Genomic DNA, 26,303 nt, shown 5'->3' with positions numbered 1-26,303 from the left:
ACTCCTCAAAGTGTGAAGAAACTGCGACTGATCCGCAATTGGTTCGATAAATATTCGGTATCATCGTGTCATGGCGGTCCAATCATCGGATTCAAGGATTTCCAGGGGTGTGTCGCCGAAGAATGTTCGAGCAGTCGATCTCGACGACACGGACCGGCGCATCCTGACCGCCCTGCACGCCGACGCGCGCATGTCCAACAGTGCGTTGGCCGACCTGGTCGGCATCGCGGCGTCGACGTGTCACGGCCGGGTGCGGAGGCTTCAGGAAGTGGGCGTCATCCGCGGTTTCTACGCCGACATCGATCCATCGGCCATCGGATTGTCGCTTCAGGCGATGATCTCGGTGAGCCTGCAGGCGAATGCGCGCGGCAAGATCGAGAGCTTCATCCGGCACATCAGACGGCGCCCCCAGGTCATGGACGTGTACTTCCTGGCCGGCGCCGACGACTTCATCCTGCACGTCGCGGCCCGCGACACCGACGATCTGCGGTCGTTCGTCGTCGAGAACCTCAACGCCGACTCCGACGTGGCGGGCACCCAGACCTCGTTGATCTTCGAGCACCTCCGAGGGGCGTCCCCGCTGTGAGCGCCGACGACGACCTCGATCGGCTGTACTCGGTGCGGCCCGAGGAGTTCACGGCGTTGCGCAAGGAGCTCTCAACGGCGGCCAAGAAGCGGGGAGACCCGGACGCGGCCAAGCTGATCGCCGCGGCGCGACGGCCGACGACGGCGGCGTGGGTGGTCAACGTGCTGGTACGCGCCGACGCGACGACGCCGTCGCGGTTGGCCAAATTGACCGAGGCGCTGCGGGCCGCGCACTCGGCCATGGACGGGCCCCGCATCCGCGAGTTGTCCACGGCGCAGCGCAAATTGGTCGACGAGCTGGTGCGCACTGCGTTCGCCGCGGCCGGGATCTCGGAACCCACTGGAGCGTTGCGCGACGACGTGATCGGCACGCTACAAGCGGCGATCGCCGATCGCGAGGTCGCTGGACGATTGGGCCGGCTCGAGAAGGCCGAGCAGTGGTCGGGTTTCGGCGAGTTCGACGCATCGACGGTCGTCGCCGCCGAGCCCGGTCAGAAGGCGCGCGAGCCCGAACCGGTGCGCGATTCCGGGCCGACCGCGGCTGAAGTCAGAGCGGCGCGAAAGCGGCAGGCCACCGCGGCCACCGAAGCCGAAGCCGCTCAGGCGGCCGAGGCCGAGGCCGTCGAGGCGGTCGCCGATCGGAAGGCGAAGCTAAAGTCCGCCCGCCGGCGCTACGAGAAACTGCTGGAATCCCTGCACGCGGCCGAACGGGAACTGAACGCCGCCGACGCCGAACACGTCGCTGCCGAGCAGGCTGCCCAAAGTGCTGCCGATCGGGTGGAGGTCGCAGAATCGGCGCTCGCGAAGGCTGAATCGGAGCTGTCGGCCATCACGGCTCGTCAGTCTGAATGAGCGTGGTGGACACCCGAGACGTGGTCGGGCTGATCTTTGAGCACCTGCGTACGGGGGTCACCTCTGAAGTTACTACCGTCTCCGTATGCGCCGCTGGGATCGCGAGGCCGTCGGTCAGCTGCGCGGCGCCGTCTACAGGGGCGACGGGTCGGTCGTTGAGGTAGTGCGTGGGCGGCTGACCGTTGATGTGCTGCAGATGGCGGGCGATGGCCTTCGGGACGCCGTCGCTCAGGGCGTCGATGGAGCGGTGGACCTGGCGACACAGTGCGCGGCTGCGCTGCGGGCGCGGTCGTGGGTGGGAGACGACGAGTTGGCCGACCAACTCGAGGCAGCTTTGGGGTTGAGTGCCACACCGTTGCTGCGCCCGCTCCCTGTCGATGTGGAGGAATTGGCGTCTTTCTTGGAAGGTGATCCGCTCTACGGCGAAGCTCGGATCGAACTCAAGTCAGGCCAGATCTGGCCTCCGCACGACGATATCGATGAGGACGACGTCGACGATGTCGAGGACTCCTGGCTCTACATACATCATCAGGGTTCACACGACGCCTATCGCGACATGGAGCGGTTCATAGCCACCGTGACCGACCCCGAGATCGCCGATCGCCTCGAGATCGCGATAGCAGGCAAGGGCGCCTTTCGCAGGTTCAAGGACGTGCTTTCCCGCTGGCCGGAGGAGCTCGAGCGCTACGTCAGGCTTCGAGATGAGCGACAGCGTGGTCGGGCTCGCGCATGGCTGGCAGCCGAGGGTTACCGACCGGCAGGCACGGCACGCTCGTAGCCGAAATCAAGTGCGTGCGCGTGATCTGTTCGCAACCCCATCCGGGCGGGCAGCTGTAACGAATGAAGGGCATGAGCACACCGCAGTCAAGAACGTGTCTCCAGCATTCATTCCTGAAAGGAACGACAATGAAGTCCTTCATGTTGCCAGTCATCGCCGCCGGGGCAATCGCCGCCGCGGCCGTCGGTTTGGCCGGCGCCGCAAGTGCGGCACCGGCCGGTCCGGCCACCGCAGCCGAGATCGTCGGCAACCTGCAAGCCGACGGTTTCCAGGTGATCGTGAACAAGATCGGCACTGCATCCCTGGATCAGTGCGTCGTCAGTTCGGTACGCCCCGGCCAGACGTTCGCCCGAATGGATTCCGGTGCGCCCGGTGCGATGGACGACATCGTCACTACGGTTACCTCGAAGACGGTGTACGTCGACGTCAGCTGCTGACCACCTTGCTAGGTAGTGAGGTGCGCCAGTTCCGGATGGAACGTGGTGACCATTCGGCGAATCCCGTCGCGCCAGTCGACCGTGGTGCCGCCGACGAGTTCGCGCATCCGGGCCGTACTGGTCGGACCGCCACGCAGGGCCTGCGCGCTCTCCTCGAACACCGGCTCGCGGCCGACGAGCGATCCGATGTACGTGCACCACTCCTGAATGCTCACGGTCTGCTCACCGCACCAGTTGACCGTGATTGCGGGCACCGAAGCCGCCTCGAGTAGCCCTGGCAGCGTGGCGATGACGTCGTCTTCGTGGATGGGGTTGTAGCGCGCGGGGCCTCCTGGTGGAACCGGGATCGGAACGCCCGCCAGCAGCATCTCCATCTGATAGAACGGCCAGCCGCCGTTGTCGCCGTACGGGACGTTGAGCCGCGCGATGATGGTGGGCACGCCGAGCGCGCGCGCCATCGAACGCGCAACGACCTCGCCTGCGATCTTCGAGATGGAGTACGTGGGGAACAGCGACTTGTGGTTGTCGCCGAGCGCGGAGTCCTCGGTTCGAGGCTCGTCGTCGGGCGGGTCGTACACGGCGGCCGACGAGCACTGCAAGAACGCCTTGGCGTCGCTGCAATGCGCCATGAGCAGGCCGACGGACTCCGCGTTGGCCGCGAGATCCTTGTCCCACCTTCCGCTCTTGGCCACCGCCAAGTTCAGCACGTAGTCGAAGTCGGACGGGATTCCCGCGAATTCGCCCGCGGCGAGGTTGACCTTCTGACAACGAATTCCGGACTTCTCCAAGTCTTCCCGCGCCGCGGCGTCGCTGAAGCGAGCGATGCCCCACACCTCGTTGTCGGCGGCCAACGCCTTCGCAAGCGGTGCGGCCACCTGGCCGGTCGGACCAGTAATCAGAATCTTGAAGCCGCGCATTGGCTGATGCTAAGGCGAGGGGTTCGCCCGCGGGGCGGAGATCGAGGCTTCGCCCGCACACTCGCGACGGGCTGGGTGGTGCCGCCGACTTCGGAAGTTCGCCTCGAACTCCCGCAACATCTGCTCCACCTCCGGCGACACGGGTTGGCGATCGATGATCGACTTCGCGAACCTGCGGATGCCGGTTGCGGTCAGGCCGAGCACGTCGAGCACATGCGATAGCTCGTCGGTCGTCATGTACTCCACCTCAGCGCCGCCTAGCGAGTCAAGCGCGTCTTCGACGTCGGCGATGGCATCGAAGAGCTGGTCTTGAATGTGATCGAAAGTCATGGTTCGAACGTTAGTTCGGATCACCGACAAGTTCGGTTGCGGAGTGCGCCGACTACGCTCACTGCCATGCGAGTGGGAGTGCTTGGCGCAAAGGGCAAGGTCGGGGCGACGATCGTCGACGCGGTGGAGGCCGCCGACGACCTGGAGTTCACCGCCGGCGTCGACGCCGGCGACCCGTTGAGTGCGTTCACCGACAGCCGGACCCAGGTCGTCGTCGACTTCACCCATCCCAGCGTCGTGATGGACAACCTGAAGTTCCTCATCGACAACGGGATTCACGCCGTCGTCGGCACCACGGGGTTCACCGACGAACGCGTCGCCCAGGTCGAGGCCTGGCTGACGGGCAAGCCCGGCGCAGCCGTATTGATCGCACCGAACTTCGCCATCGGAGCCGTGCTGTCGATGCAATTCGCCAAGCAGGCGGCCCGCTTCTTCGAATCGGTCGAGGTCATCGAGTTGCACCACCCATACAAGGCCGATGCGCCGTCGGGCACCGCGGCACGCACCGCCCGGCTCATCGCCGAGGCACGAAAGGGGTTGCCGCCCAACCCCGATGCCACCAGCACCGGACTCGAGGGAGCGCGCGGCGCCGACGTCGACGGCATTCGGGTGCATTCGGTGCGGTTGGCCGGCCTCGTCGCGCACCAGGAGATCCTCTTCGGCACGCAGGGGGAGACACTCACGATCCGCCACGACAGCCTCGACCGCACGTCGTTCGTCCCCGGTGTCCTGCTCGCGGTCCGGCACGTGCACGAGCGGCCGGGGCTCACCGTGGGGATCGAACCGCTGCTCGACCTGTGAGCGAAGGCTCGCGTGCGCTGCGCATCCAGCTGCTGATCGGCTTCATGTGCATCGCACTCGTCGTCTACTTCGTTCTGCTCGGTCGCGCCGCCGTCGTGCTGGTTACGTCGGGCGAGCCCGCCGCGATCGGACTGGGCGTTGCCGTGTTCGGCTTTCCCGTCATCGGACTGTGGGCGATGATCGCCACGCTACGTGCCGGTTTCGCTCACCAGCGACTCGCCCGCGCCGTTCGGGAACAGGGCATGGAGCTCGACGTCAGCGCCTTGCCGCGACTGCCGTCCGGCCGCATTCAGCGCGACGCCGCCGACGCTCTCTTTCAGACCGTGAAGGCCGAACTCGAGGACGACCCCGACGACTGGCGGCGCTGGTACCGGCTGGCGCGGGCCTACGATTACGCCGGTGACCGCAGCCGGGCTCGGGAGACGATGAAGACGGCGGTGCAGATGGAGGAGCGGGGTAGGTGAGCAAGACGCTGCTGGTCGTTCATCACACCCCGTCGCCGGCGACGCGCGAGCTGCTCGAGGCGGTCCTGGCCGGCGCGGGAGATCCCGACATTTCTGGCGTCGACGTCGTGGTGCGGCCCGCACTGGCGGGCACCGTCACGGACATGCTCGATGCGGACGGCTATCTGTTCGGGACGACTGCGAACTTCGGCTATATGTCGGGTGCGCTCAAGCACTTCTTCGATACGGTCTATTACCCCAGCCTCGATCACGTCGCCGGTCGGCCATACGGACTATGGGTGCACGGCAACGACGACACGGTCGGTGCGGCGTCGGCGGTCGGCAAGCTGGCCACCGGGCTCGCCCTGAAACGGGTCGCAGACGTACTCGAGGTGACGGGGCCCGTCGACGCGGGTGTCCGCGAACGGGCTTACGAGCTTGGCGCCACGGTGGCCGCCACGCTCATGGAGTGACGGAGGAGTCTCATGTCCGGTCTCGCGAGTTTCGCCTTGGCTGGGGCGCCGATCGCCGGTGGGGCACTGGTCGGCCTGCTCGCCGGCAATCTGCGCGGTCCCGACGTCCGCGGCTTGATCAAACAAGACATGGAACTGTTGGAGCTGCTCCCACCCGATCAGGTGGAGCGGCGCGCTCAACTGCAGCGCGTCATCGACATTCGCATCGACGACATCGTCGCCGGGGTCGACAAGAACCGGTCGCTGGTCGAGATGGCTCAGTCCTACCGAGGAAACTGGCGCGACATCGTCGTGTTCCTCTGCGCCATCCTGTTCACGATCGTGTGGTGGGAAGTCGCCGACCGCGCCAAGGCCCAATTCTGGCCCATGTTCGTGGTGCTGATCCTGCTGTCGATCATCGCCGGGATGTACGCCGCCCGCGGTGTCGTCCGTGGCATCAGGTCACTCATGCGCGACCACGACGATCAGTAGAAGGTGGCGCCGAACACCCGCTCCATGGCTTCCCAATGGCGTTTCGCCGCGGACGGGTCGTACGTTGGGTTGTCGGGTACGGCGAAACCGTGTGCAGCGGAATAGAACTCGATGGCGTGTTCGACGTCGGCGGCAGTCAAGGCCTTGTCCAGCGTCTCGCCCTGCTCGGCGGTGAAGGACTGGTCGTTCTCCGCGGCGCCCACGTACACCGTGGCCTGCATCTGGTCGGCCAACAGGTGCGGGCTGCCTGGGTCGTCGGATGCCAGCCCACCACCGTGGAAGGACATCGCCGTGGCTACCCGCTCGGGCACCCGCCCGGCCACGACTAGCGACGTCCGCCCGCCCATGCAGTATCCGGTGGTGCCGAAGGTAACGCCCGTCACCTCGGGGCGTGCCTCGAGATAGTCGAAGAACGCGGCGGCGTCGGCCGCCATCAGATCCGGGGTGACCTTCGAAATCATCCCGAACAGGCGCTTGCGCTCGTCCTCGTCGGCGAACACGGTCTGCATGTCGAACGGCGTCCAGTCCCCGTCGCGGTAATAGACGTCGGGAACCAGTACGGCGTAGCCGTAGCTGGCCAGTTGCTCGGCCTGCTCGCGGAATGTCTGTCGGATACCGCCCGCGTCGGGGTACATGACCACCCCGGGCCACGGGCCGTCGCCCTCGGGGGTGGACAGCGTCACGGGACAGGTTCCGTCGGCGGTGATGATGGCGTCGGTGATCGTTGGCATGGGCTCCGTTCTACTCCCGGTGTGTGAAGGCTGCACTGTCGGCCGGTCGACGTAAGCTGAGCCCGTGCCCATCGCAACTCCCTATGAGGACTTGTTGCGGCTGGTGCTCGAGCAGGGCACGCCGAAGTCCGACCGCACCGGAACCGGCACCCGCAGCCTGTTCGGCCACCAGCTGCGTTACGACCTGGCGGCCGGCTTTCCCCTGATCACCACCAAGAAGGTGCACCTCAAGTCCGTCGTCTACGAACTGCTGTGGTTCCTGCGCGGCGACTCCAACGTCGCCTGGCTACACGAGCACGGCGTCACCATCTGGGATGAATGGGCAAGCGAAACAGGCGATCTCGGCCCGGTTTACGGCGTGCAATGGCGGTCCTGGCCCACGCCGTCGGGTGAGCACGTCGATCAGATCAGTGCGTCGCTGGAGCTGCTCAAACGCGACCCGGACTCCCGCCGCAACATCGTGTCGGCCTGGAACGTCGGCGAGATCCCGCAGATGGCCCTGCCGCCCTGTCACGCCTTCTTCCAGTTCTACGTCGCCGACGGCAAGCTGTCCTGTCAGCTCTACCAGCGCAGCGCCGACCTCTTCCTCGGCGTGCCCTTCAACATCGCGAGCTATGCATTGCTGACGCACATGATGGCCGCACAGGCCGGGCTCGGCGTCGGCGAGTTCGTCTGGACGGGCGGGGACTGTCACATCTACGACAACCACGTCGAGCAGGTCACGCTTCAGCTGAGCCGCGACCCTCGTCCGTACCCCGAACTCGTGCTGGCGCCGCGGGATTCGATCTTCGACTACACCTACGACGACGTCGCCATCGTCAACTACGACCCACATCCGGGGATCAAGGCCCCCGTCGCGGTATGACGGTTGGGCTCATCTGGGCTCAGTCGAGCTCCGGCGTCATCGGCCGCGACAACGGCATCCCGTGGCGCCTTCCCGAGGACCAGGCCCGCTTCAAGGAGCTCACGATGGGCCATACCGTCGTCATGGGGCGGCTGACGTGGGAGTCGCTGCCCGCCAAGGTGCGGCCGCTGCCGGGACGCAGAAATGTCGTAGTGACGCGGCAAGCTGGGTACGTGGCTGACGAAGCGACGGTGGTGGCCGGTCTCGACCAGGCGCTCACCGATGACGAGACCTGGATCATTGGCGGTGCGCAGATCTACGCGCTCGCCCTGCCGATCGCGACCCGGTGTGAGGTCACCGAGGTCGACGTCGACTTGCCGCCCGAGCACGACGATGCCGTCGCGCCTGCGCTCGACGACCAGTGGGTCGGCACCGAGGGGGAGTGGCTGACCAGCGCATCCGGGTTGCAATACCGGTTCTGCAGCTACGTTCGGGCATGAAGCTCACGGCGGATGCGGCGCGCCGGACGGCGGTCGCCGCTCAGGGGTTCGCGGAGCCCAAGCCCGTCGGTCCGGTGACGCGGGCTCATCTGCGTCGGCTCGTCTCACGGATTCAGGTGTTGCAGATCGACTCGGTGTCGGTCGCCGTGCGCGCGCACTACGCACCGGTGTTCAGCAGGCTGGGCCCGTATGACCGCGACGTCGTCGACCGCGCGGCGTGGAGTCACAGCGCGCGCTCGCCCCGGTTGCTCGTCGAGTACTGGGCGCACGAGGCGGCGCTGATGGCCGTCGACGACTGGCCGCTGCTGCGCTGGCGGATGCGCGAGTACACCCACGGCCGGTGGGGCACCGAGATCGTCAAGAAGAACGCAAGGCTGGCCGAGAACGTCGTCGCCGCCGTCGCCGAGCTCGGTCCATCGACGTGCGGGCAGATCGAGGCGCACCTCGAAGCGGACAAGCCCCGCGGCAGGAAGGGACCCTGGTGGGACCGCAGCGACACCAAGTGGGTGGCCGAGGCGCTGTTCGCCGCCGGCGTGCTGACCACCGGCACCCGGGTCGGGTTCGCGCGACATTACGAGCTCACCGAACGGGCGCTGCCGCCCGAGGTGGTGGCCCGTCAGATCGACGATGACGAGGCCATCCGGGAACTGGTTTTGCGCGCGGCCTCGGCGTTGGGGGTGGCCACCGAGACCGACATCCGTGACTACTTCCGGCTCGGCGCCAAACAGGCCAAGCCCGCGATCGCCGCATTGGTATCCACCGGTGAGCTCGAACCCGTCGAGGTCGATGGGTGGAACGCCCCGGCCTACCTGAGGGCGGGCCAGCAGGTGCCGCGTCGCGATCGCGGGACCGCGCTGCTGTGCCCGTTCGACCCGCTGATCTTCTTCCGGCCCCGCGTCGAGCGGCTGTTCGACTTCCACTACCGCATCGAGATCTACACGCCACAGCCGAAGCGGCAGTTCGGCTACTACGTGTGGCCGTTCCTGTTGGACGGCAAGCTAGTGGGCCGCGTCGACCTCAAGGCCGACCGAGCCGCCGACGCGCTGAACGCGGTGGGGGCGTTCACCGAGCCGGGGCAGGACGCGGTCCGGGTGGCCGAGGCGCTGGCGGGGGAGTTGCGGTCGATGGCGTCGTGGCTGGGGCTCTCGGACGTGCGGGTCGGCAAGCGGGGCGACCTGGTCGGGCCGCTTCGCCGGGCGCTCGGCTGAGTGCTCCGTCAACTCAACGGGATGTCGTTGTCGCCCTTCGATTCCTGATACTGCTGCGAAAGCCCGGCGTAGCGCGTGCGGATTTGGTCGGCGTGGGCGCGGAGTTTGGTGCGAAGCGGCTCTGACTCCGACTCGACGAGGTCGGATATCGAGTAGGCGGTCCAGAACGCGTTGGTGCGGCGATAGCCGCCCGGTTCCAACCCGAAGAGTTCCTTGAGGATCTTCAGGTCGTGCGGGATCGCGAAGGCGTCGCGGGAATCCTCGTGGCTGTAGAAGTAGTAGTAGTTGTCGAATCCGGCCCACGTGATCGCCGACATGCACAGGGTGCACGGCTCGTGGGTGGTGAGGAAGACGAGATCGCTTGTCGGCGGCCGGTCGGTCAGTTCGTAGAACCGGTTCAGGGTGTTGATCTCGCCGTGCAGCAGCGGATTGTCGGTTTCGTCGTTGGTGCCCGCCAAGACCAGCGACAGATCGGACTTGCGCAGCAGGGCCGCGCCGAACACCTTGTTGCCTGCGGCCACACCGCGCTCGGTGAGCGGCAGGATGTCGAGGTCGATGACGTCGAGCAGGCGCGAAGCGATCGTCGAGGCGGGCATGGCCAACCCTAACGGCTACGCGTCGACGGACTCCTCGGAAAGCTCCGGAACGCCCTTGCCGCGCACGATGTTCACCCCGAACACGGCGGCACCGAGCACCAGCCACACCAGGCCGCCGATCTTGGCGAGCGCGTCGGCGTTGAACAGCACGTAGGCGATGATCACGAAGCCCAGCGTCGGCACCACCAGATGCAGCAGATAGTTCTTCGACTTCTGGCGCACCACGTAGTACCAGATCACCGAGAGGTGCAGCAGGCAGAAGCCGAACAGTGCACCGAAGTTCACCAGCGACGAGATCAGCGCGATCTGGCCGACGAAGAACAGCACCAGCACCAGGCTGATCGCGCTGACGAAGAGCAGCGCCGCCATCGGCACCTTGCGGCTGCTGATCTTGGACAGGAAGCTGGGCAGTTGCTTGTCGCGGCTCATCGAGTAGAGCAGCCGGCTGGTCGCGGCCTGGGCCGCCATCGCGTTGGCGAAGCCGACCGCCATCACGTTGACCGCGAAGAATGCGTTCATCCAGCCGGTGTTGGACGCCGCCTCGACCAGGGTGAAGAACGCGTTGCCGACCTCGTCGTCGCTGAACGCCTCGCGGCCGCCGGCCAGGAGGCTGGCGAGCCACGTCTGGGTGACGAACAGGGCGGCGACGACGAACAGGGCGATGATCATGGCCCGCCCCGCGGGGTTCTTGCGGCCGGTCGACTCCTCGGCGAGCGTCGAGATCCCGTCGAAGCCAAGGAAACTCAGCACGGCGATCGACAGCGCGGCGGCGAGTAGGGGAGCGCTGACGGTGTTCGGGTCCCAGATCGGGGTGATGCTCCAGCCGACGTTGGGCAGTGACTGGCCGTTGATGGCGCGGACGGCGATGACGACGAAGATCACCACGAAGACCAGTTCGATCGCCAGGAAGATGCGGTTGGCGATCTTCAGTGAGCCGATGCCCAACAGGTTGATGATGGTGTTGACCACCACGAACACGATGGCCCACAGCCAGCGGGGCGTGCCAGGGAACAACCCGATCATCGACTCGGCCGCGAACACGTACAGCAGCGTGGGCACTAGCAGGTAGTCCAGCAGGATGGCCCAGCCTGCGAAGAACCCGACGCCGGGATGGATGCCTCGTCCGACGTAGGAGAACACCGACCCGGCCAGGGGGAACGACTTCGCCATCTGCGCGTAGGCGAGCGCCGTGAACACCATGGCGACCAGGCCGACGACGTAGACGAGCGGCACCATGCCCGATGCGCTGTTGTAGACCGTGCCGAAGATCGCCCACGGCGCGATCGGGACCATGAACACCAGCCCGTACACCAGCAGGTCGAAGGTCGACACCGACCGGTTGAGTTCCTGTGCGTACCCGAATGATTCGAGTTGGCGCTGGTTGGCTTGGATGTCGGATTCAAGCATGGGGGTCCTGTCGTCGGGGGGTCGGTCAGGCCTGGGCTCAGGCCGGGTCGTATGGGGCCAGGAAGTCGGCGATGACGCTCCTGAACTCCTCGGGCTTCTCGAGATGGGTGCAGTGGCTGGCATCACTGAAGACATGACTGCGCACGTCCGGGATCCGCTCGACATACGGTGCCCATGTCGCGGGTGTCGCTTCGTCGAACTCGCCTGCGATCACCAGCGTCGGCGCGGCGATCTGGTCCAACCGGTCGACGATGCTCCAGCCCCGCAGCGTGCCGAGGACGTGAAACTCGTTGGGCCCGTTCATGGTGTGGTAGACCGTCGGCTCGGCTTCCATCTGGGCCTCGGTGTCGAGGAAGTCCTGCGGGGTGGGGGTCACGCGGCAGACGTGGCGGACGTAGAACTCCTGCGTCGCCGCGAGGTACTCCGGATCGGTGACGGTGCCGGCGGCCTCGTGTCGGTCCAACGCGGCTTGGGTCTGCTCGGGCAGCTGGGCCCGAAGCTCGGCGGCGGCGGCCATCCAGAGGGCCATGGAGGCCGGCGAGTTGCAGATCGAAAGCGAGGTCAGCCCCGGCGGTCGGCGCACGGCGATCTCAGCGCCCAACATGCCGCCCCACGACTGACCGAGCAGGTGGTAGTCGTCGATGCCGAGTTCGGAACGGACGGCGTGGAATTCGTCGACGAACAGCGGCGGTCCCCAGAAGTCGACGGGTGCGTCGGGGAGGTGCGTGCTGCGACCGCACCCGAGCTGGTCGTAGTGGACGACCGTCCGTCCGGTCTCGTCGGCGAGCCCGGCGATGTTCCGCACGTAGTCGTGGGCCATGCCGGGTCCGCCGTGCAGCACGATCAACGGTCGAGCGCCGGTACGCGGGTTGTCCGGCGTCGTGACCTGAACCCAGGTCTCGTAGTCGCGGAACGGCACGGTGTGCGTGGTGACGGCGGCCATCTCGTCAGCATGGACCCGTAAAGGTCTCGTTGCAAGACCAAATATACGAATTAACATTCCGGTAGCGAGAGAGGGTGGTCCACACGTGTCCGACACCAGCGCGGTGCCCGCATCGCCGACCGGGCGCGGCCTGCTCACCCGGCAGGTCGCGATGCCGTCGGTGGTCGACGAGATCACCGACCGGCTCGTCACGGCCATCGCCATCGGCGAATACCTACCGGGCGCCCGGCTTCCCGTCGAGCGAGAACTCGCTGCCGCCCTCGGTGTGGGTCGGATGACGTTGCGCGCGTCGCTCGCCAGATTGGTAGACAGGGGACTGCTCGAAACCCGCCGGGGCCGCGGCGGCGGCTCCTACGTCGTCGACCAGTGGCCCGAATCCTCGACCGACGCGGTGAGGCGCACACTGTCGATTCGGTTGGGCGAGCTCCGCGACCGATGCGACGCCATCTGCCGGTTGCACGGGGCCGTGTGCCGCGCCGCTGCCGAGTCCCGCACCGACGGCGACGTCGTCGCGCTGCGGGCGATGCTGGAGGCCTTCCGGACCGCCCCCAGCGGCCTCGCCGCCCAGCAGGCCGACAGTCGGCTGCACCTGGCGATCATGGATGCGGCCCACAACGCCGTGCTCAAGCAGGTACTGCTCGACCTCGAGTCCTCGATCAGCATCGGCGCGCCGGCACACCTGTGGGGTGAGCCGTCGACGATGCGAGCGATGGAGCTTCGAGCGCTGCACGAGCACGTCGACCTCATCGCCGCGATCGCGGCAGGACACGGTGATGACGCCGACGCGCTGGCCCGCGCACACGTCGCGATCGACTTCGAGAACATATCCACAGCGATGCGTCGTGCCGGCGCGCTCGACGAATAGGGCGGGCTGGGCCCGCCGCGCATATTTCGTTGGGAGCGTGCGGGTAATCTGAGCCCCGTGAGCACCAGCGGATTCGACGCCGATGCACGCTTGGGCACCGTGCTGACTGCCATGGTGACGCCGTTCGGCCCGGACGGCTCGCTCGATGTGGCCGCCGCCAAGAAGCTCGCGACGCATCTGGTCGACTCGGGATGCGACGGACTGGTGGTGTCCGGCACCACCGGCGAGTCCCCGACGACCACCGACGACGAGAAGCTCGCCCTGCTCGGGGCGGTGCTGGAGGCCGTCGGCGACCGCGCTCGGATCATCGCAGGCGCGGGCACCTATGACACCGCGCACAGCGTGCACACGGCCAAGGCCTGCGCGGCCGAAGGTGCGCACGGGCTGCTCGTCGTCACGCCGTACTACTCGCGCCCGTCGCAAGCGGGGCTGGTGGCGCACTTCACGGCCATCGCCGATGCCACCGACCTGCCGGTCGTGCTGTACGACATACCGCCGCGGTCGGTGATCCCGATCGAGTGGGACACGATCCGCTCATTGGCGTCGCACCCGAACATCGTCGCCGTGAAGGACGCCAAGTCCGATCTGCACGGCGGGGCGATGATCATGGCCGAGACCGGGCTGGCGTACTACTGCGGTGACGACGCGCTCAACCTGCCCTGGCTGACGATGGGTGCGACGGGCTTCATCAGCGTCTGGGGCCATCTGGCCGCCAGCCAGCTCCGAGACATGTTGTCGGCGTTCAACTCCGGCGACGTGGCGACGGCGCGCAAGATCCACGTCGCGATCGGGGTGCTCAACGACGCGCAGAGCAGACTGGGGGGCGTGACGATGTCCAAGGCCGGACTTCGGTTGCAGGGCATCGAGACTGGCGATCCGAGGCTGCCCCAGATGCCTGCGACTACGGAGCAGATCGAGGCGTTGGCCGCCGACATGCGCGCCGCCGGTGTGCTGAAGTGACGACCCCGCTGATCCCGCCAGGGCCACTGGCTCCGGGTGGGTTGCGGGTGACGGCGCTGGGCGGTATCGGCGAAATCGGCCGCAACATGACTGTTTTCGAGCACCTCGGCCGGTTGTTGATCATCGACTGCGGGGTGTTGTTCCCCAACCACGACGAGCCGGGCGTCGACCTGATCCTGCCGGACATCCGGCACGTCGAGAATCGCCTCGACGAGATCGAGGCCGTCGTCATCACGCACGCGCACGAAGATCACATCGGGGCCATCCCGCATCTGTTGAAGTTGCGGCGCGACATTCCGATCGTCGGTTCGAAGTTCACGCTGGCGTTGGTCGCCGAGAAGTGCCGCGAGCATCGCATCAAGCCGGTGTTCGTCGAGGTGGCCGAGGGGCAGCGCACCACGCACGGAGTCTTCGAGTGCCAGTACTTCGCGGTGAACCACTCGATCCCGGGCTGCCTGGCGATCGCGCTGCACACCGGCGCAGGCACGGTTTTGGCGACCGGCGACATCAAACTCGACCAGATGCCGCTTGACGGGCGGCCCACGGACCTGCCCGGCATGTCGCGCCTCGGCGACGCGGGAGTCGACCTGTTCCTTTGCGATTCGACGAATTCGGAGCATCCCGGAGTCAGTCCGTCGGAGAGCGAGATCGGCCCCACCCTGCACCGGCTGATTCGCGGTGCCGACGGTCGGGTGATCGTGGCGTGCTTCGCGTCCAACGTCGACCGCGTACAGCAGATCGTCGACGCGGCGGTGGCCCTTGGGCGCAGCGTGTCCTTCGTGGGCCGGTCGATGGTGCGCAACATGGGCATCGCGCGGGAGTTGGGTTTCCTGAGGGTCGAGGACTCAGACGTCATCGACATCGGCGCGGCGGAGCTGCTGCCCGCCGACCGCGTGGTGCTGATCACCACCGGTACGCAGGGCGAGCCAATGGCGGCGTTGTCGCGGATGTCGCGAGGTGAGCATCGCAGCATCACCCTGACCGCAGGCGATCTGATCATCCTGTCTTCCTCGCTCATCCCCGGCAACGAGGAGGCGGTGTACGGCGTCATCGACTCACTGTCCAAGATCGGCGCCCGCGTCGTCACGAACGCTCAAGCGCGCGTTCACGTTACGGGTCATGCCTACGCCGGTGAGTTGATGTTCCTCTACAACGGGGTACGACCACGCAACGTGATGCCGGTGCACGGCACGTGGCGGCACCTGCGGGCGAACTCGAAGTTGGCGGTCCTCAGCGGGGTGCCGGAGGAGAACGTGATGCTGGCCGAGAACGGCGTCAGCGTCGACCTCGTCAACGGGGTCACGTCGATCGCCGGGGCCGTGCCGGTGGGCAAGATGTTCGTCGACGGTCTGATCACCGGCGACGTCGGTGAGTCCGTGGTCGGGGAACGGCTCGTGCTCTCATCGGGTTTCATCGCGATCACCGTCGTGGTGCGACGGGGCACCGGCAAGTTGGTGGCGGCACCTCATCTGTATTCGCGTGGATTCTCCGAGGATCCCAAGGCGCTCGAGCCGGCCGCGTTGAAGGTGACCGAAACGCTGGAAACCCTTGCCGCGGAAAAGGTCACCGACGTCACACGCATCGCCCAGGCCGCCCGGCGGGCGGTCGGCAAGTGGGTGGGCGAGGTCTACCGGCGGCAGCCGATGATCGTGCCGACGGTGCTCGAGATCGACTGAGCTACACCTTCTCGGCGTACGCCGACCACTCCAGGTCCGACGCCGTGAGATCGCGGCCGGTCGGCCGTATGTAGTTGCTTAGGAAGTACTCCGGCCCTGCTTGTTCGATTAGCCGCCAGCCGAAGTCGTCGACGAATGTTGCGACGTCCTCGGGGTCGAGGCCGAAGTGCCACAGCTGCTGGCGTCGTACGAAACGCTTGTACAGCAGCGCCGATTCGTACATGTTCCGCCCGTCGATGAAGTCCTTCCGGACGTACGTGAAGACCATCCGGCTTCCAACGGGCGTGGCCCGCAGCGCGCCGAGCGTGGACCGAACGGCGTCTTCGGTGAGGTATTGCGTCACGCCTTCCCAGATGAAGAACGTGCGGGCATCGGTGCGGTAGCCGTGGGCGGTCAGTGCGCCGAACAAGTCGTCGCGTTCGAAGTCCACGGGCACCAGATGAAACGACGTGGGTGACGGTCCGATTGCGCGCTGGACGGCGGCCTTCTTGCGCTCGACGTTGACCGGGAGGTCGACCTCGAAGATCGGGATGTCGGATCGGCGGGCGAGGCGAATTCCCTTGGTGTCCATCCCCGAACCGAGAATCACGACGGCGTCGATGGCACCAAGGGCATCGTCGAGTTTGTCGTCGAGGTAGCGCTTGCGGCAGGTAATGATGGTCCACGAACCGGGCACCGCCCGCTCGCCAGCCCAAATCGTCATGCGGCGCAGGAACGGCCACCGCATCGCGCGCACGAGCGCGCGTTGGCCCGCCGGCAGGATGGCCAAGGCCAGATCGTCGTCGACGAGCCGGTGTTCGGGCCGTTCGTACTGCTCGATTGCCACCTGCACCATTGGGCCGAAGGCGGTTTGGGCAGCTGGATTGCGGGCCATCTCAGCGTTTGTTGATGTAGCCCGCGTCGAGCGGAAGCGTGATGCCGGTGACGTACCGCGCGGCGTCGGATACCAGCCAGAGCACGGCGTTGGCGATGTCCTCTACGTCGAGCGTCTGCACCGGCAACGCGTTGGTCATGCTGGGCCCACCCTGCTGTTTCTGCGCCATGCCCTCGAGCCAACTGCGGGTGAAGTCGTTGTCGATCATCGGGGTGTCGACGCCGGCGGGGTGGATCGAGTTCACCCGAATGCTGAACGAGGCAAGGTGATTCGCGTACACCCGCATCAAACCGACGATGCCGTGCTTGGCCGCCGCGTATGCCACCGAACCCGCCATGGGCGACGCCAGCCCGACCAGGCCGGCCACCGAACTGGTGAGCACGATCGCTCCGCCGTTGCCCGCCTTGACCATTGGCCGCATCGCCACGTCCACGGTGTGATAGACGCCCGTCAGGTTCACGTCCAGCACGTCCTGCCACGCGTCTTCGCCTGCCATCGGCGCGATGCCGGCGTTGGCGATCACGATGTCGAGCCGTCCGCCGAGCTCCTCGACGCCGTCCTTCAACGCGGTCTTGAGCGCCGCGCGATCGCGGACGTCGGCCTGCGCCGCCACGATTCGCGCACCGGTGTCCTCGACGAGCTTCACCGTGGCGTTCAGGTCGTCGACGGTGGCCATCGGGTAGGGGACCGACGCGATCTGGTCGCACAGGTCCACCGCGATGATGTCGGCGCCCTCCGACGCGAGCTTGACCGCGTGCGCGCGGCCCTGACCGCGGGCCGCACCGGTGATGAACGCGACTTTCCCGGCCAGTGACCCCATATCAGGCGCGCAGCTGACCCTTGGCCGGGTCACCGGCGACGACGGGCGTCAGCATCTTGATGTCCGGGGCGCCGTCCAGGTGCTCGCCGACGGCGCCGAAAAGGGCGCCGATGGCGGGCGCGGTGCTGTGGGTCTTCAGCGCGTCGGCGTCGGCCCACTGCTCGACGAACACGAACGTGCCGTTGGACTCGTGCAGGGCGTATAGCTCGCAGCCGGGCTCGTCGTGCACCGCCTCGATGGCCTTCGTGCAGGCGTCCCGCACCGTGTCGACGGATTCGGGCTTGGCGACCATGGTTGCGACGACGACGACGGGCATGGGGGAACTCCTCGATGAGTTGCACGGGGTTGAGGCCAGACAGTTGTCCACCTTACTGATGGGAAGCCTGGCTACAAACATTGGAATCGACCTGTGACCAGTGTGGCAGATGGTGAATATGGGGCTCTTGCGACTAGGGTGGCGGTCATGGCTAGTAAGACCGCTGCCCGCTCGGGCGCCCGTTCGACCAGGTCAAAGGCTGGTTCGCGCGGTACGACTCGTCCGGCCCGTCCCGCGCCGCGCAGGAAACCCGCGCCCCGACGCACGTCCTCGCCGATCAGCACTGCCGGATCCGCCATCGGTCGGACCGCCCGCGCTGGCTGGCTGATGGTCGCGAAGGGCGCCGGAACCACCGCCCGCTCGATGGGTCGCGCACGCGATCTCGAACCGGGCCACCGCCGCGACGGCATCGCGTTGGCGTTGCTGGGCGTGGCTGTCGTCATCGCCGCCAGCACGTGGTTCGGCGCCGCAGGCCCCGTCGGCGCCTGGATCGACACCGCCCTGCGCACGGTCATCGGCGCGGCGGTCGTCCTAATGCCGATCCTGCTCGCGACCATCGCCGTCATCCTGATGCGCACCGAACCCCATCCCGAGGCCCGTCCGCGCCTGGTCCTTGGCGCGGCGATGATCGCACTTCCCGCGCTCGGGCTCTGGCACCTGTCGTCCGGATCGCCGCAGGAGTCCATCGCGCGCCAGCACGCCGCCGGATTCGTCGGCTTCGCCATGGGCGGCCCGCTCGCCGACGGCCTCACCCCCTGGATCGCCACCCCGCTGCTGATCATCGGGGTGCTGTTCGGCGTTCTGCTGATGACCGGCACGACCATCCGCGAAGTGCCTGCGGCGCTGAGCAGTTGGCTGGCCATCGGCAGTGGGCGCAGTGGGGACGCGTACTACGACGACGACGAGTATGACGAGGCCGTCGCCGACGCCGCGGACGACTTCTCCGACGGCTACTACGACGACCCCGCCGGCTACCTCGGCGACGACGGCCAGGCCTGGCCCGCCGCCAGCCAGCCGACGGCACCGACCGGCACTCCGTACGACAACTACCCGCTCGACGAGGCGCCGACGGTCCCGGAGCCAGCGATCCGGGCGACGCGGCGCAAGAAGCCAGCCAAGAAGCAGGACACCCTGGCGCTGGACCGCGTCGTCGAGGGCGAGTACACGCTGCCGTCGATCGACCTGCTGGTCGCGGGTGACCCGCCCAAGCGCCGCAGCGCCGCCAACGACCAGATGGTCGAAGTCATCGGGTCGGTGTTGCAGCAATTCAAGGTCGACGCGACGGTCACCGGCTGCACCCGCGGTCCGACGGTCACCCGCTACGAGGTCGAACTCGGACCCGGCGTCAAGGTCGAGAAGATCACCGCGCTGCAGAAGAACATCGCGTACGCGGTGGCCACCGAGAGCGTCCGCATGCTGGCGCCGATCCCCGGCAAGTCCGCCGTCGGCATCGAGGTGCCCAACACCGACCGCGAGATGGTCCGGCTCGCCGACGTGCTCACCGCGCCGAAGGTGCGCGCCGACCACCATCCGCTGCTCATCGGGCTTGGCAAGGACATCGAGGGCCAGATGATCTCGGCCAACCTGACCAAGATGCCGCACCTGCTGGTCGCGGGCTCGACGGGTTCGGGCAAGTCGAGCTTCGTCAACTCGATGCTGGTGTCGCTGCTCACGCGGGCCACCCCCGAAGAGGTCAGGATGATCCTGATCGACCCGAAGATGGTGGAACTGACCCCCTACGAGGGCATCCCGCACCTCATCACGCCGATCGTCACCCAGCCGAAGAAGGCCGCCGCGGCGTTGGCGTGGCTGGTCGAGGAGATGGAGCAGCGCTACCAGGACATGCAGGCCTCGCGTGTGCGTCACATCGACGACTTCAACGCCAAGGTGCGATCCGGCGACATCACGACGCCGCTGGGCAGCGAGCGGGTGTACAAGCCGTACCCCTACATCGTTGCCATCGTCGACGAGCTCGCCGACCTGATGATGACGGCGCCGCGCGACGTCGAGGATGCCATCGTGCGGATCACGCAGAAGGCGCGCGCCGCGGGCATCCACCTCGTGCTCGCCACCCAACGGCCGTCGGTCGACGTCGTCACGGGGCTGATCAAGACCAACGTGCCGTCTCGGCTGTCGTTCGCGACGTCGTCGCTGACCGACAGCCGCGTCATCCTGGATCAGCCAGGGGCCGAGAAGCTGATCGGCATGGGCGACGCACTCTTCCTCCCGATGGGCGCCAACAAGACGGTTCGCCTTCAGGGCGCCTACATCTCCGACGACGAGATCCACGCGGTCGTTCAGGCGTGCAAGGACCAGGCGGAGCCGGAGTACACCGACGGCGTCACCACCGCCAAGCCGACCGGCGAGCGCACCGACGTCGACCCCGACATCGGTGACGACATGGACGTCTTCCTGCAGGCCGTCGAGCTCGTCGTGTCCTCGCAGTTCGGTTCGACGTCGATGCTGCAGCGCAAGCTGCGCGTCGGCTTCGCCAAGGCCGGCCGGCTGATGGATCTGATGGAGACGCGCGGAATCGTCGGGCCGAGTGAGGGTTCCAAGGCGCGCGACGTGTTGATCAAGCCCGACGAACTTGCCGGCACGCTGATGTTGATCCGCGGCGGCGCCGACGCCAACGGCGGCGACCCCGAGGAGTAGTGCCGTGGTCGGCGGGCGCTGAGCGATCGACTAGCAATCGCCTAGCCTCGCCGACTTCTGCACCATGGCTGCGCCGCCGACCGCGGAACGACCGTGACGCAGAAATCGCGGTGCCACAGGCAACGAAATCCCCTACAGGACCAGGATCATCCGCGAGTTGCCGAGGATGTTGGGCTTGACGTAGGACAGGTCGAGGAACTCCGCGACGCCGATGTCGTACGAGCGGCACATCTCCTCGTAGACCTCGGCGGTCACCGGAGTGCCCTCGATTTCCTGGAAGCCGTGTCGGCCGAAGAAGTCGACCTCGAACGTGAGCACGAAGATCCGGGACAGATGAAGGTCCCGCGCGACGTCGAGCAGCCGCTCGACCACCGCGTGGCCGACGCCCCCGCCACGGACCTTCGGGTGCACCGCAACGGTGCGCACCTCCCCGAGGTCGGACCACAGCACGTGGAGCGCGCCACAACCGACGATTTCGCCATCGATTTCGGCAACCCAGAACTCCTGTACCGCCTCATAGAGCGTGACGAGGTTCTTCTCCAGCAGGATTCGGCCCGCGTAAATGTCGATCAGCGCCTTCACAGCGGGGACGTCGGAGGTGCGCGCACGCCGGACCGTCAGCCCGTCCGGTTTGGGCGCGTTGCTCACAGCGAAGAGGTTATCGGTTGGCGCAACCGATATTCTGATGCCGTGCCGGGCCACTCTGACGTCGATCCCGTGGTTCCCCACGTCGGGGTGGCCAACGTCGCCAACCTGCTCACCGGGCTTCGCATGGTGCTGGTGCCGGTGTTCCTGGTCGCCCTCTTCGTCGGCGACGGGCATGAGACCTTCTGGCGGATAGTGGCTTTCGTCATCTTCGCGGCCGCTGTCATCACCGATCACATCGACGGTCGGATCGCCAGGAGCTATGACCTGGTCACCGAGTTCGGCAAGCTCGCCGACCCGATCGCCGACAAGGCGCTGATCGGGGCGGCACTCGTCGGGCTCTCGATCCTCGGGGATCTGCCGTGGTGGGTGACCGGGGTCATCCTCGTCCGTGAGATCGGCGTCACCGTGTTGCGATTTGCGGTGCTCCGCCGCGGAGTCATCCCGGCCAGCCGCGGCGGCAAGCTCAAGACGCTGGTCCAGGCCGTCGCGATCGGGCTGTTCATCATGCCGCTGTCCGGCGGCTGGCTCACCGGCGCGTGGGTGATCATGTGGGCGGCCATCGTGTTGACCGTGGTCACGGGGGTCGACTACGTGGTCACGGCGGTCCGCGAGTCGCGCGCCCGCGCCGCAGGCCACTGACGGTCGACGCGCTCGGGAACCAATTCGCGCTTCGTGAGCGTTCTGGATTTAGTGACCCGAGAGCGTCGATTTTTAAGGAGAGCGCGATGACGGCATTGCTGCGCGAGGTGATCGGCGACGTGCTGCGTGGAGCCAGGATCGAGCAGGGCAGGACCCTGCGTGAAGTGTCCGACGAGGCCCGCGTGAGCCTCGGCTACCTCTCCGAGGTCGAACGAGGCCGCAAGGAGGCGTCCAGCGAGTTGCTCAGCGCCATCTGCGGGGCACTCGACGTCCCGCTGTCGCGTGTGCTGACCGACGCCGGTGAGGCGATGGAGCATCAGGAACGCGTCCCCGCCGACGCGGCGACCATCGGCGCGGCCAACATCGACGTCAGCACCAAGGTCGTCATTCCCCAGGTCGTGTCGATGGCGGTCGCTTGAGTCGTCGCGTCCACGCGTACCGGAATTCTCCTGCGGGGGTGTGGTCACCCCCTCGGAACCGATAAGTTGGCAGTAGCGGCAAGCACCGAGCCCATCCTGGGCAGACAGCTCGACACGAAGGCGGAACGAACCCATGGCCAACCCGTTCGTCAAGGCGTGGAAGTACCTGATGGCGCTGTTCAGCTCCAAGGTCGACGAGTACGCCGACCCGAAGGTGCAAATCCAGCAAGCCATCGAGGACGCGCAGCGTCAGCATCAGGCGCTGACCCAGCAGGCCGCACAGGTGATCGGCAACCAGCGCCAGCTGGAGATGCGGCTGAACCGTCAGCTCGCCGACATCGAGAAGCTTCAGGTCAACGTGCGCCAGGCGCTCACGCTGGCCGACCAGGTCACCGCCGCGGGTGACGCGGCCAAGGCCACCGAGTACAACAACGCCGCCGAGGCGTTCGCGGCGCAACTCGTCACCGCCGAGCAGAGCGTTGAGGACCTCAAGGCGCTGCACGATCAGGCGTTGCAGGCCGCCGGTCAGGCCAAGAAGGCGGTCGAGCAGAACGCCATGATGCTGCAGCAGAAGATCGCCGAGCGCAGCAAGCTGCTCAGTCAGCTCGAGCAGGCCAAGATGCAGGAGCAGGTCAGCGCCTCATTGCAGTCGATGAGCGAGATGGCGGCACCGGGCACCACCCCCAGCCTGGACGAGGTGCGCCAGAAGATCGAACGTCGCTACGCCAACGCGATGGGCGCGGCCGAGCTGGCGCAGAACTCGGTGCAGGGCCGGATGATGGAAGTGCAGCAGGCCAGCGTGCAGATGGCCGGGCATTCCCGGCTCGAGCAGATCCGCGCGTCGATGCGCGGTGACGCACTTCCGACGGGAGGGGCCGCCACGCCCGCCGCGCCGGCTGTCAACCCGCCTGCTTCCACGCCGGAAAACCCACTCTCACAGTAAGTTTCGAGGTACATGCCAGTGGACGTGAGGACCAGCCGCCAAGCGGGTTTGCGCTACGTCGTGCAACACGGGGTCGACACGGCCGCCGAGTTGGCCGACGGGCTGGCACAGAAGCTGGGCGCAGCTGCCGATCCGCGCGCCAAGATGCTGCGCAAGCGGCGCTGGGCGCTGCGGGCGGGCTGGTTCTTCACCTTCGCCACTGCATTCTGGATCGCGGTCACCGGGTTGCTCGCATCGTGGAGCACTCCGGTCTGGGGGCTGATCATCACGGGCGTCATCGCCGCGGGTGCCGCGTTCCCGGCGACGCTGGCCTTCCTGCGCTACCGCTGGCTGCGGGGAACGCCATTGCCTCCGGAGCGCACCGTTCACCGGCTGCCGCCGTGGGGGTCTGCCGCCCGCCCGCCGATGGCCGCGCTGGCCTCGTCGGAGCGGGGGCTGTTCTCGCTGCTCGGCATCCTGCAGCGGGGCCAGATGCTGCCCGCCGACGAACTCCGCGAGGTGACGCTGGCGGCCAACCAGACGGCGGTCACCATGGCGGCAACCGCCAAGGAAGTGGCCTCGATGGAGCGGGCGGCCCATTCGTCCCCGCAATCACGGGCTCACCTGACCCCCACCATCCGAGCGTTCGTCGCTCAGCTGGACAGTGGGGCCCGTCAGTACGACGAAATGGTCACCGCCGCAGCCCAACTGGTGTCGGCGGCGAACTCCGGATCGATGTCGAGCTCACCGATGACGGCGCAGCGCTACCGGCACGAACTCGCGGGTGCCACCGATCGGCTCACCGGATGGGCGCAGGCGTTCGACGAACTCGGCCACCTGCGTCGCGCCTGACGACTCAGAGGTCCTGGCTGCTCGGCGGGTCCGAGCGGGGTCCGTACTTCGCGATGTAGGCGTCGTGCTTGGGCGCGTCGCGCTGGCGGGCGATGTAGTCGACCAGGCCGGGGTCCAGCCCGTGCTTTCGCAGCATGTGGCGGCGCCACACCTTGTTCAGCGCGTGCGAGAAGAACACGAACGGAATCAGGATCGGCAGCGTCGTGGACAGGTGCAGGTACAACGACATTGGGACGATCCAGAACGGCGTCAGGATCAGCACTGCCGGGATGAACACCCGAACCATCATGCGCAGTGTGGCGCCCCGCCCGGCCAGGTCGTCGGCCACCCACTGCTTCATCGAGTCGGGCAGCCGCCGTCCGTAGCAGTACGTGACGTACTCCCACGCGTTCGGCCGGGTGCGCTCGGTGGCCATCACATCGTGGGGCGCAGCGCGGGCACGGCGACGCCCAGAACCCCGCGCACCGTGGCCTTCACCATGTCGAACATGTCGAAGTAGTCCCGCCACAGCGTGATTCGGCCGTCCTGGACTTCGAACACGCCGCACACCCAGAACTGCAGGCGCAGCGGCCCGAGGACGATGGCGTCGGTGCGTTCGTTGAGAACCGTCGCGCCTTCTGCGACGTTGCGGTGAAACTTCACCTCGAAACCCATGCGACCTTGCATGCCGCGCATCATCTTCGCGACGCGGGCACCGCCGCGCACCGTCGGCAACCCCACGTTCTCGTAGACGATGTTGGCGTCAAGGAGGCTCTCGAACGTGTCGAAGTCCTGGTCCTGCAGCGCGTTGAGGAACTTCTCGACTACGAGGGCGTTGTCGGTGCTCGCCTCGGTCGATGTCTGCTCGGTCATGATGCCAGCGTAGTCGCGCTAGCGCTGGTCGCTAGCTGCGGGCGCTGTGGCAGGGTGGGCCGATGCGCGTCGCGGTGGTCGCAGGCCCGGATCCTGGGCATGCGTTTCCGGCGATCGCGCTGTGTCTGAAGTTCAAGGCGGCGGGCGACACGGCCACGCTGCTCACGGGAGTCGAATGGCTCGATGCCGCGCGAGACGCGGGCCTGGAGGCGGTCGAACTGGCGGGACTCGACCCCGCCGACACCGATGACGACGCCGACGCGGGCGCCAAGCTCCACCAGCGGGCCGCGCGGATGGCAGTGCTCAACGCGCCAGTGCTGGAGGCGCTCGCGCCGGATCTGGTGGTCTCCGACGTGATCACGGTGTGTGGCGGGCTTGCCGCCGAACTCCTCGGGGTGCCGTGGGTCGAGTTGACCCCGCATCCGCTGTATCTGCCGTCGAAGGGGCTGCCGCCGCTGGGCAGCGGGTTGGCGCCGGGGACCGGTGTGTTGGGTCGACTGCGCGACACGGTGATGCGCGCCATGACTGCGCGGTCCGTCCGTGATGGCGATCGACAGCGTGCCGCGGCTCGCATGGACATCGGTTTGCCTGCAGCAGATCCCGGTCCGACGAGACGGCTGATCGCGACGCTGCCGGCGTTGGAGGTGCCTCGGCCCGACTGGCCGCCGGAGGCCGTGGTCGTGGGGTCGCTGCACTTCGAACCCACCTCGACGCTGCTGGAGCTGCCGCGAGGCGACGGGCCGGTGGTGGTCGTGGCTCCGTCCACCGCGACGACGGGGACGCAGGGGCTGGCCGAGCTGGCGCTGGACGTGCTGGAGCCCGGTACGACGCTGCCGGAGGGGGCGCGGGTGGTGGTGTCGCGGTTGGGCGGACCGGAGCTGAACGTCCCATCGTGGGCGGCGGTGGGGTTGGGACGCCAGGACGAACTGTTGTCGCGCGCCGACCTGGCGATCTGCGGCGGTGGGCACGGCATGGTCGCCAAGGTGCTGCAGGCCGGGGTGCCGATGGTGGTGGTGCCGGGCGGGGGAGACCAGTGGGAGATCGCCAATCGTGTTGTGCGTCAAGGTAGTGCGGTGTTGGTGAGGCCGCTGACTGCCGACGCCCTGACTGCCGCAGTGGGTGAGGTGCTCTCTTCGTCGAGCTACCGGGACGCGGCCCGACGGGCGAGCGCCGACGTCGATGGCGTGGCCGATCCGGTACGGGTGTGCCATGAAGCGCTGGCCGCGTCCGCGTAAGTTGGTGCCGTGCGGCTGACGGAATTCCACGTACTCGTCGAGGGACGCTTCGGTCCGGTGCGTGGTGGTTCGATGCTCGTCGACCACGTGCTGAGCGGCCTCGGCGGACGCACCGCCGCCCAGGCCATCTCGGACGGCGTCGAACCCCGCGACGTGTGGCGCGCGCTGTGCGCCGACTTCGACGTCCCGCGCGATCAGTGGTGATTTCCGGGTACTGAACACGCTCGGCGCGTCGCCTTGCCTTCGAACACCTG

The 26,303-nt window shown here is 67.2% G+C and carries 33 protein-coding genes; 21 read left to right on the top strand and 12 right to left on the bottom strand.

All coding sequences use genetic code 11. The features are described 5' to 3' along the window. Positions 1-70: 70 nt before the first annotated feature. The 4 genes from SLQ33_RS18325 to SLQ33_RS18310 all read left to right on the top strand — a co-directional run bounded on the left by SLQ33_RS18325 (position 71) and on the right by SLQ33_RS18310 (position 2,652). The gene (locus SLQ33_RS18325) at positions 71-586 is read left to right on the top strand and encodes an Lrp/AsnC family transcriptional regulator (RefSeq protein ID WP_319455286.1); all 516 of its coding nucleotides are present in this window, start codon (positions 71-73) and stop codon (positions 584-586) included. Next, a complete protein-coding gene (locus SLQ33_RS18320; RefSeq protein ID WP_319455285.1) occupies positions 583-1,437 on the top strand; it encodes a hypothetical protein in 855 nt (284 codons plus the stop codon). Before SLQ33_RS18325 ends, SLQ33_RS18320 begins: the two co-directional genes overlap by 4 nt. 85 nt (positions 1,438-1,522) lie before the next feature. Next, positions 1,523-2,215 (top strand): UPF0158 family protein, encoded by a 693-nt coding sequence (locus SLQ33_RS18315; RefSeq protein ID WP_319455284.1) that lies wholly within the window; start codon positions 1,523-1,525, stop codon positions 2,213-2,215. A gap of 128 nt (positions 2,216-2,343) precedes the next feature. Continuing rightward, on the top strand, positions 2,344-2,652 hold the full coding sequence (locus SLQ33_RS18310) for a hypothetical protein (RefSeq protein ID WP_319455283.1): 309 nt from the start codon (positions 2,344-2,346) through the stop codon (positions 2,650-2,652). 8 nt (positions 2,653-2,660) lie between these two features. On the opposite strand, the gene SLQ33_RS18305 is transcribed toward SLQ33_RS18310, so the two are convergent. Next, positions 2,661-3,569, bottom strand: coding sequence for an NAD(P)-dependent oxidoreductase (locus tag SLQ33_RS18305; RefSeq protein WP_319455282.1), 909 nt, complete (start codon positions 3,567-3,569; stop codon positions 2,661-2,663). Positions 3,570-3,578: 9 nt separating this feature from the next. Further along, complete coding sequence (locus SLQ33_RS18300) at positions 3,579-3,899, bottom strand: hypothetical protein (protein WP_319455281.1); 321 nt, start codon at positions 3,897-3,899, stop codon at positions 3,579-3,581. 66 nt (positions 3,900-3,965) lie between these two features. On the opposite strand from SLQ33_RS18300, the gene dapB reads away from it, so the two are divergent. From dapB to SLQ33_RS18280, 4 genes are read left to right on the top strand one after another with little or no spacing between them, the layout of a single operon-like run. Next, positions 3,966-4,700, top strand: a complete 735-nt coding sequence (gene dapB, locus SLQ33_RS18295) for a 4-hydroxy-tetrahydrodipicolinate reductase (RefSeq protein WP_319455280.1) — start codon at positions 3,966-3,968, stop codon at positions 4,698-4,700. Beyond that, the gene (locus SLQ33_RS18290; RefSeq protein ID WP_319455279.1) at positions 4,697-5,164 is read left to right on the top strand and encodes a hypothetical protein; all 468 of its coding nucleotides are present in this window, start codon (positions 4,697-4,699) and stop codon (positions 5,162-5,164) included. The genes dapB and SLQ33_RS18290 overlap by 4 nt, the downstream gene beginning before the upstream one ends. Further along, a complete protein-coding gene (locus SLQ33_RS18285; RefSeq protein WP_319455278.1) occupies positions 5,161-5,616 on the top strand; it encodes a flavodoxin in 456 nt (151 codons plus the stop codon). Before SLQ33_RS18290 ends, SLQ33_RS18285 begins: the two co-directional genes overlap by 4 nt. A 12-nt stretch (positions 5,617-5,628) precedes the next feature. After that, positions 5,629-6,087, top strand: coding sequence for a hypothetical protein (locus tag SLQ33_RS18280; RefSeq protein WP_319455277.1), 459 nt, complete (start codon positions 5,629-5,631; stop codon positions 6,085-6,087). Here SLQ33_RS18280 and SLQ33_RS18275 read toward each other — a convergent pair. Then, the gene (locus tag SLQ33_RS18275; RefSeq protein WP_319455276.1) at positions 6,081-6,818 is read right to left on the bottom strand and encodes a dienelactone hydrolase family protein; all 738 of its coding nucleotides are present in this window, start codon (positions 6,816-6,818) and stop codon (positions 6,081-6,083) included. The genes SLQ33_RS18280 and SLQ33_RS18275 overlap by 7 nt on opposite strands. A gap of 64 nt (positions 6,819-6,882) precedes the next feature. Between SLQ33_RS18275 and SLQ33_RS18270 the strand changes: the two genes are divergently transcribed. From SLQ33_RS18270 to SLQ33_RS18260, 3 genes are read left to right on the top strand one after another with little or no spacing between them, the layout of a single operon-like run. Beyond that, positions 6,883-7,683 carry a thymidylate synthase gene (locus tag SLQ33_RS18270; protein ID WP_319455275.1) on the top strand — a complete coding sequence of 267 codons (801 nt, stop codon included), beginning with the start codon at positions 6,883-6,885 and terminating at the stop codon, positions 7,681-7,683. Beyond that, on the top strand, positions 7,680-8,162 hold the full coding sequence (locus SLQ33_RS18265; RefSeq protein WP_319455274.1) for a dihydrofolate reductase: 483 nt from the start codon (positions 7,680-7,682) through the stop codon (positions 8,160-8,162). Before SLQ33_RS18270 ends, SLQ33_RS18265 begins: the two co-directional genes overlap by 4 nt. Then, complete coding sequence (locus SLQ33_RS18260) at positions 8,159-9,370, top strand: winged helix-turn-helix domain-containing protein (RefSeq protein ID WP_319455273.1); 1,212 nt, start codon at positions 8,159-8,161, stop codon at positions 9,368-9,370. Before SLQ33_RS18265 ends, SLQ33_RS18260 begins: the two co-directional genes overlap by 4 nt. Before the next feature lie 8 nt (positions 9,371-9,378). Here the strand turns inward: SLQ33_RS18260 and SLQ33_RS18255 are convergent, their stop codons facing one another. From SLQ33_RS18255 to SLQ33_RS18245, 3 genes are read right to left on the bottom strand one after another with little or no spacing between them, the layout of a single operon-like run. Then, on the bottom strand, positions 9,379-9,966 hold the full coding sequence (locus SLQ33_RS18255) for a nucleoside deaminase (RefSeq protein WP_319455272.1): 588 nt from the start codon (positions 9,964-9,966) through the stop codon (positions 9,379-9,381). Between the two features lie 15 nt (positions 9,967-9,981). Next, positions 9,982-11,373 (bottom strand): APC family permease, encoded by a 1,392-nt coding sequence (locus tag SLQ33_RS18250; RefSeq protein ID WP_319455271.1) that lies wholly within the window; start codon positions 11,371-11,373, stop codon positions 9,982-9,984. Positions 11,374-11,410: 37 nt separating this feature from the next. Further along, complete coding sequence (locus SLQ33_RS18245; RefSeq protein ID WP_319455270.1) at positions 11,411-12,316, bottom strand: proline iminopeptidase-family hydrolase; 906 nt, start codon at positions 12,314-12,316, stop codon at positions 11,411-11,413. 85 nt (positions 12,317-12,401) lie between these two features. Here SLQ33_RS18245 and SLQ33_RS18240 point away from each other — a divergent pair, with 85 nt between their 5' ends. Genes SLQ33_RS18240 through SLQ33_RS18230 form a run of 3 tightly spaced genes read left to right on the top strand, consistent with a single transcriptional unit; the run spans position 12,402 to position 15,817 of the window. Continuing rightward, positions 12,402-13,181, top strand: coding sequence for a FadR/GntR family transcriptional regulator (locus SLQ33_RS18240; protein ID WP_319455269.1), 780 nt, complete (start codon positions 12,402-12,404; stop codon positions 13,179-13,181). Positions 13,182-13,238: 57 nt separating this feature from the next. Next, positions 13,239-14,141 carry a 4-hydroxy-tetrahydrodipicolinate synthase gene (gene dapA / locus SLQ33_RS18235; RefSeq protein ID WP_319455268.1) on the top strand — a complete coding sequence of 301 codons (903 nt, stop codon included), beginning with the start codon at positions 13,239-13,241 and terminating at the stop codon, positions 14,139-14,141. Then, the gene (locus SLQ33_RS18230; RefSeq protein WP_319455267.1) at positions 14,138-15,817 is read left to right on the top strand and encodes a ribonuclease J; all 1,680 of its coding nucleotides are present in this window, start codon (positions 14,138-14,140) and stop codon (positions 15,815-15,817) included. The genes dapA and SLQ33_RS18230 overlap by 4 nt, the downstream gene beginning before the upstream one ends. 1 nt (position 15,818) lies before the next feature. Here the strand turns inward: SLQ33_RS18230 and SLQ33_RS18225 are convergent, their stop codons facing one another. The 3 genes from SLQ33_RS18225 to SLQ33_RS18215 are packed head-to-tail and all read right to left on the bottom strand — an operon-like array spanning position 15,819 to position 17,827. After that, complete coding sequence (locus tag SLQ33_RS18225) at positions 15,819-16,691, bottom strand: SAM-dependent methyltransferase (RefSeq protein ID WP_319455266.1); 873 nt, start codon at positions 16,689-16,691, stop codon at positions 15,819-15,821. Position 16,692: 1 nt separating this feature from the next. Further along, entirely contained in the window at positions 16,693-17,511 is an 819-nt protein-coding gene (locus tag SLQ33_RS18220; protein WP_319455265.1) for a mycofactocin-coupled SDR family oxidoreductase, read from the bottom strand. 1 nt (position 17,512) lies between these two features. Continuing rightward, the gene (locus SLQ33_RS18215) at positions 17,513-17,827 is read right to left on the bottom strand and encodes a putative quinol monooxygenase (protein WP_319455264.1); all 315 of its coding nucleotides are present in this window, start codon (positions 17,825-17,827) and stop codon (positions 17,513-17,515) included. A gap of 147 nt (positions 17,828-17,974) precedes the next feature. Between SLQ33_RS18215 and SLQ33_RS18210 the strand changes: the two genes are divergently transcribed. Next, positions 17,975-20,482: a DNA translocase FtsK gene (locus SLQ33_RS18210; RefSeq protein ID WP_319455263.1), complete on the top strand. Its 2,508-nt coding sequence runs from the start codon at positions 17,975-17,977 to the stop codon at positions 20,480-20,482. A 132-nt stretch (positions 20,483-20,614) separates the two neighbouring features. Here the strand turns inward: SLQ33_RS18210 and SLQ33_RS18205 are convergent, their stop codons facing one another. After that, a complete protein-coding gene (locus SLQ33_RS18205; RefSeq protein WP_319455262.1) occupies positions 20,615-21,130 on the bottom strand; it encodes an amino-acid N-acetyltransferase in 516 nt (171 codons plus the stop codon). Positions 21,131-21,172: 42 nt separating this feature from the next. Here SLQ33_RS18205 and pgsA point away from each other — a divergent pair, with 42 nt between their 5' ends. From pgsA to pspM, 4 genes are all read left to right on the top strand, one after another. Then, positions 21,173-21,769 (top strand): CDP-diacylglycerol--glycerol-3-phosphate 3-phosphatidyltransferase, encoded by a 597-nt coding sequence (pgsA, locus tag SLQ33_RS18200; protein WP_319455261.1) that lies wholly within the window; start codon positions 21,173-21,175, stop codon positions 21,767-21,769. 86 nt (positions 21,770-21,855) lie between these two features. Further along, positions 21,856-22,188, top strand: coding sequence for a transcriptional regulator ClgR (clgR, locus tag SLQ33_RS18195; protein ID WP_319455260.1), 333 nt, complete (start codon positions 21,856-21,858; stop codon positions 22,186-22,188). A 133-nt stretch (positions 22,189-22,321) separates the two neighbouring features. Beyond that, entirely contained in the window at positions 22,322-23,131 is an 810-nt protein-coding gene (gene pspA, locus SLQ33_RS18190) for a phage shock protein PspA (RefSeq protein WP_319455259.1), read from the top strand. A gap of 18 nt (positions 23,132-23,149) precedes the next feature. Further along, positions 23,150-23,962: a phage shock envelope stress response protein PspM gene (pspM, locus tag SLQ33_RS18185; RefSeq protein ID WP_413467658.1), complete on the top strand. Its 813-nt coding sequence runs from the start codon at positions 23,150-23,152 to the stop codon at positions 23,960-23,962. Between the two features lie 4 nt (positions 23,963-23,966). Here the strand turns inward: pspM and SLQ33_RS18180 are convergent, their stop codons facing one another. Both SLQ33_RS18180 and SLQ33_RS18175 read right to left on the bottom strand, forming a co-directional pair. Beyond that, a complete protein-coding gene (locus SLQ33_RS18180) occupies positions 23,967-24,377 on the bottom strand; it encodes a DUF5313 domain-containing protein (protein ID WP_319455257.1) in 411 nt (136 codons plus the stop codon). Next, the gene (locus SLQ33_RS18175; protein ID WP_319455256.1) at positions 24,377-24,814 is read right to left on the bottom strand and encodes a limonene-1,2-epoxide hydrolase family protein; all 438 of its coding nucleotides are present in this window, start codon (positions 24,812-24,814) and stop codon (positions 24,377-24,379) included. The genes SLQ33_RS18180 and SLQ33_RS18175 overlap by 1 nt, the downstream gene beginning before the upstream one ends. Before the next feature lie 62 nt (positions 24,815-24,876). Here SLQ33_RS18175 and SLQ33_RS18170 point away from each other — a divergent pair, with 62 nt between their 5' ends. Together SLQ33_RS18170 and SLQ33_RS18165 are read left to right on the top strand one after the other, a co-directional pair. After that, a complete protein-coding gene (locus tag SLQ33_RS18170; RefSeq protein ID WP_319455255.1) occupies positions 24,877-26,049 on the top strand; it encodes a glycosyltransferase in 1,173 nt (390 codons plus the stop codon). Positions 26,050-26,058: 9 nt separating this feature from the next. Then, complete coding sequence (locus SLQ33_RS18165) at positions 26,059-26,253, top strand: DUF3046 domain-containing protein (RefSeq protein ID WP_319455254.1); 195 nt, start codon at positions 26,059-26,061, stop codon at positions 26,251-26,253. Positions 26,254-26,303 lie beyond the last annotated feature (50 nt).

Source organism: Mycobacterium sp. RTGN6 (genome assembly GCF_033804605.1).
GTDB lineage: Bacteria > Actinomycetota > Actinomycetes > Mycobacteriales > Mycobacteriaceae > Mycobacterium.
The sequence above is the reverse complement of the archived record's forward strand: the minus strand, read 5'-3'. Positions and strand labels throughout refer to the sequence as shown.

Bases quoted from the DNA above. Each gene is read 5' to 3' on its own strand.
- SLQ33_RS18325 (WP_319455286.1), top strand. From the start codon at position 71: ATGGCGGTCCAATCATCGGATTCAAGGATTTCCAGGGGTGTGTCGCCG.
- SLQ33_RS18315 (WP_319455284.1), top strand. From the start codon at position 1,523: ATGCGCCGCTGGGATCGCGAGGCCGTCGGTCAGCTGCGCGGCGCCGTC.
- SLQ33_RS18310 (WP_319455283.1), top strand. From the start codon at position 2,344: ATGAAGTCCTTCATGTTGCCAGTCATCGCCGCCGGGGCAATCGCCGCC.
- SLQ33_RS18305 (WP_319455282.1), bottom strand. From the start codon at position 3,569: ATGCGCGGCTTCAAGATTCTGATTACTGGTCCGACCGGCCAGGTGGCC.
- SLQ33_RS18300 (WP_319455281.1), bottom strand. From the start codon at position 3,899: ATGACTTTCGATCACATTCAAGACCAGCTCTTCGATGCCATCGCCGAC.
- dapB (WP_319455280.1), top strand. From the start codon at position 3,966: ATGCGAGTGGGAGTGCTTGGCGCAAAGGGCAAGGTCGGGGCGACGATC.
- SLQ33_RS18280 (WP_319455277.1), top strand. From the start codon at position 5,629: ATGTCCGGTCTCGCGAGTTTCGCCTTGGCTGGGGCGCCGATCGCCGGT.
- SLQ33_RS18275 (WP_319455276.1), bottom strand. From the start codon at position 6,818: ATGCCAACGATCACCGACGCCATCATCACCGCCGACGGAACCTGTCCC.
- SLQ33_RS18265 (WP_319455274.1), top strand. From the start codon at position 7,680: ATGACGGTTGGGCTCATCTGGGCTCAGTCGAGCTCCGGCGTCATCGGC.
- SLQ33_RS18260 (WP_319455273.1), top strand. From the start codon at position 8,159: ATGAAGCTCACGGCGGATGCGGCGCGCCGGACGGCGGTCGCCGCTCAG.
- SLQ33_RS18255 (WP_319455272.1), bottom strand. From the start codon at position 9,966: ATGCCCGCCTCGACGATCGCTTCGCGCCTGCTCGACGTCATCGACCTC.
- SLQ33_RS18250 (WP_319455271.1), bottom strand. From the start codon at position 11,373: ATGCTTGAATCCGACATCCAAGCCAACCAGCGCCAACTCGAATCATTC.
- SLQ33_RS18245 (WP_319455270.1), bottom strand. From the start codon at position 12,316: ATGGCCGCCGTCACCACGCACACCGTGCCGTTCCGCGACTACGAGACC.
- SLQ33_RS18225 (WP_319455266.1), bottom strand. From the start codon at position 16,691: ATGGCCCGCAATCCAGCTGCCCAAACCGCCTTCGGCCCAATGGTGCAG.
- SLQ33_RS18220 (WP_319455265.1), bottom strand. From the start codon at position 17,511: ATGGGGTCACTGGCCGGGAAAGTCGCGTTCATCACCGGTGCGGCCCGC.
- SLQ33_RS18215 (WP_319455264.1), bottom strand. From the start codon at position 17,827: ATGCCCGTCGTCGTCGTCGCAACCATGGTCGCCAAGCCCGAATCCGTC.
- SLQ33_RS18210 (WP_319455263.1), top strand. From the start codon at position 17,975: ATGGCTAGTAAGACCGCTGCCCGCTCGGGCGCCCGTTCGACCAGGTCA.
- clgR (WP_319455260.1), top strand. From the start codon at position 21,856: ATGACGGCATTGCTGCGCGAGGTGATCGGCGACGTGCTGCGTGGAGCC.
- pspA (WP_319455259.1), top strand. From the start codon at position 22,322: ATGGCCAACCCGTTCGTCAAGGCGTGGAAGTACCTGATGGCGCTGTTC.
- SLQ33_RS18180 (WP_319455257.1), bottom strand. From the start codon at position 24,377: ATGGCCACCGAGCGCACCCGGCCGAACGCGTGGGAGTACGTCACGTAC.
- SLQ33_RS18175 (WP_319455256.1), bottom strand. From the start codon at position 24,814: ATGACCGAGCAGACATCGACCGAGGCGAGCACCGACAACGCCCTCGTA.
- SLQ33_RS18170 (WP_319455255.1), top strand. From the start codon at position 24,877: ATGCGCGTCGCGGTGGTCGCAGGCCCGGATCCTGGGCATGCGTTTCCG.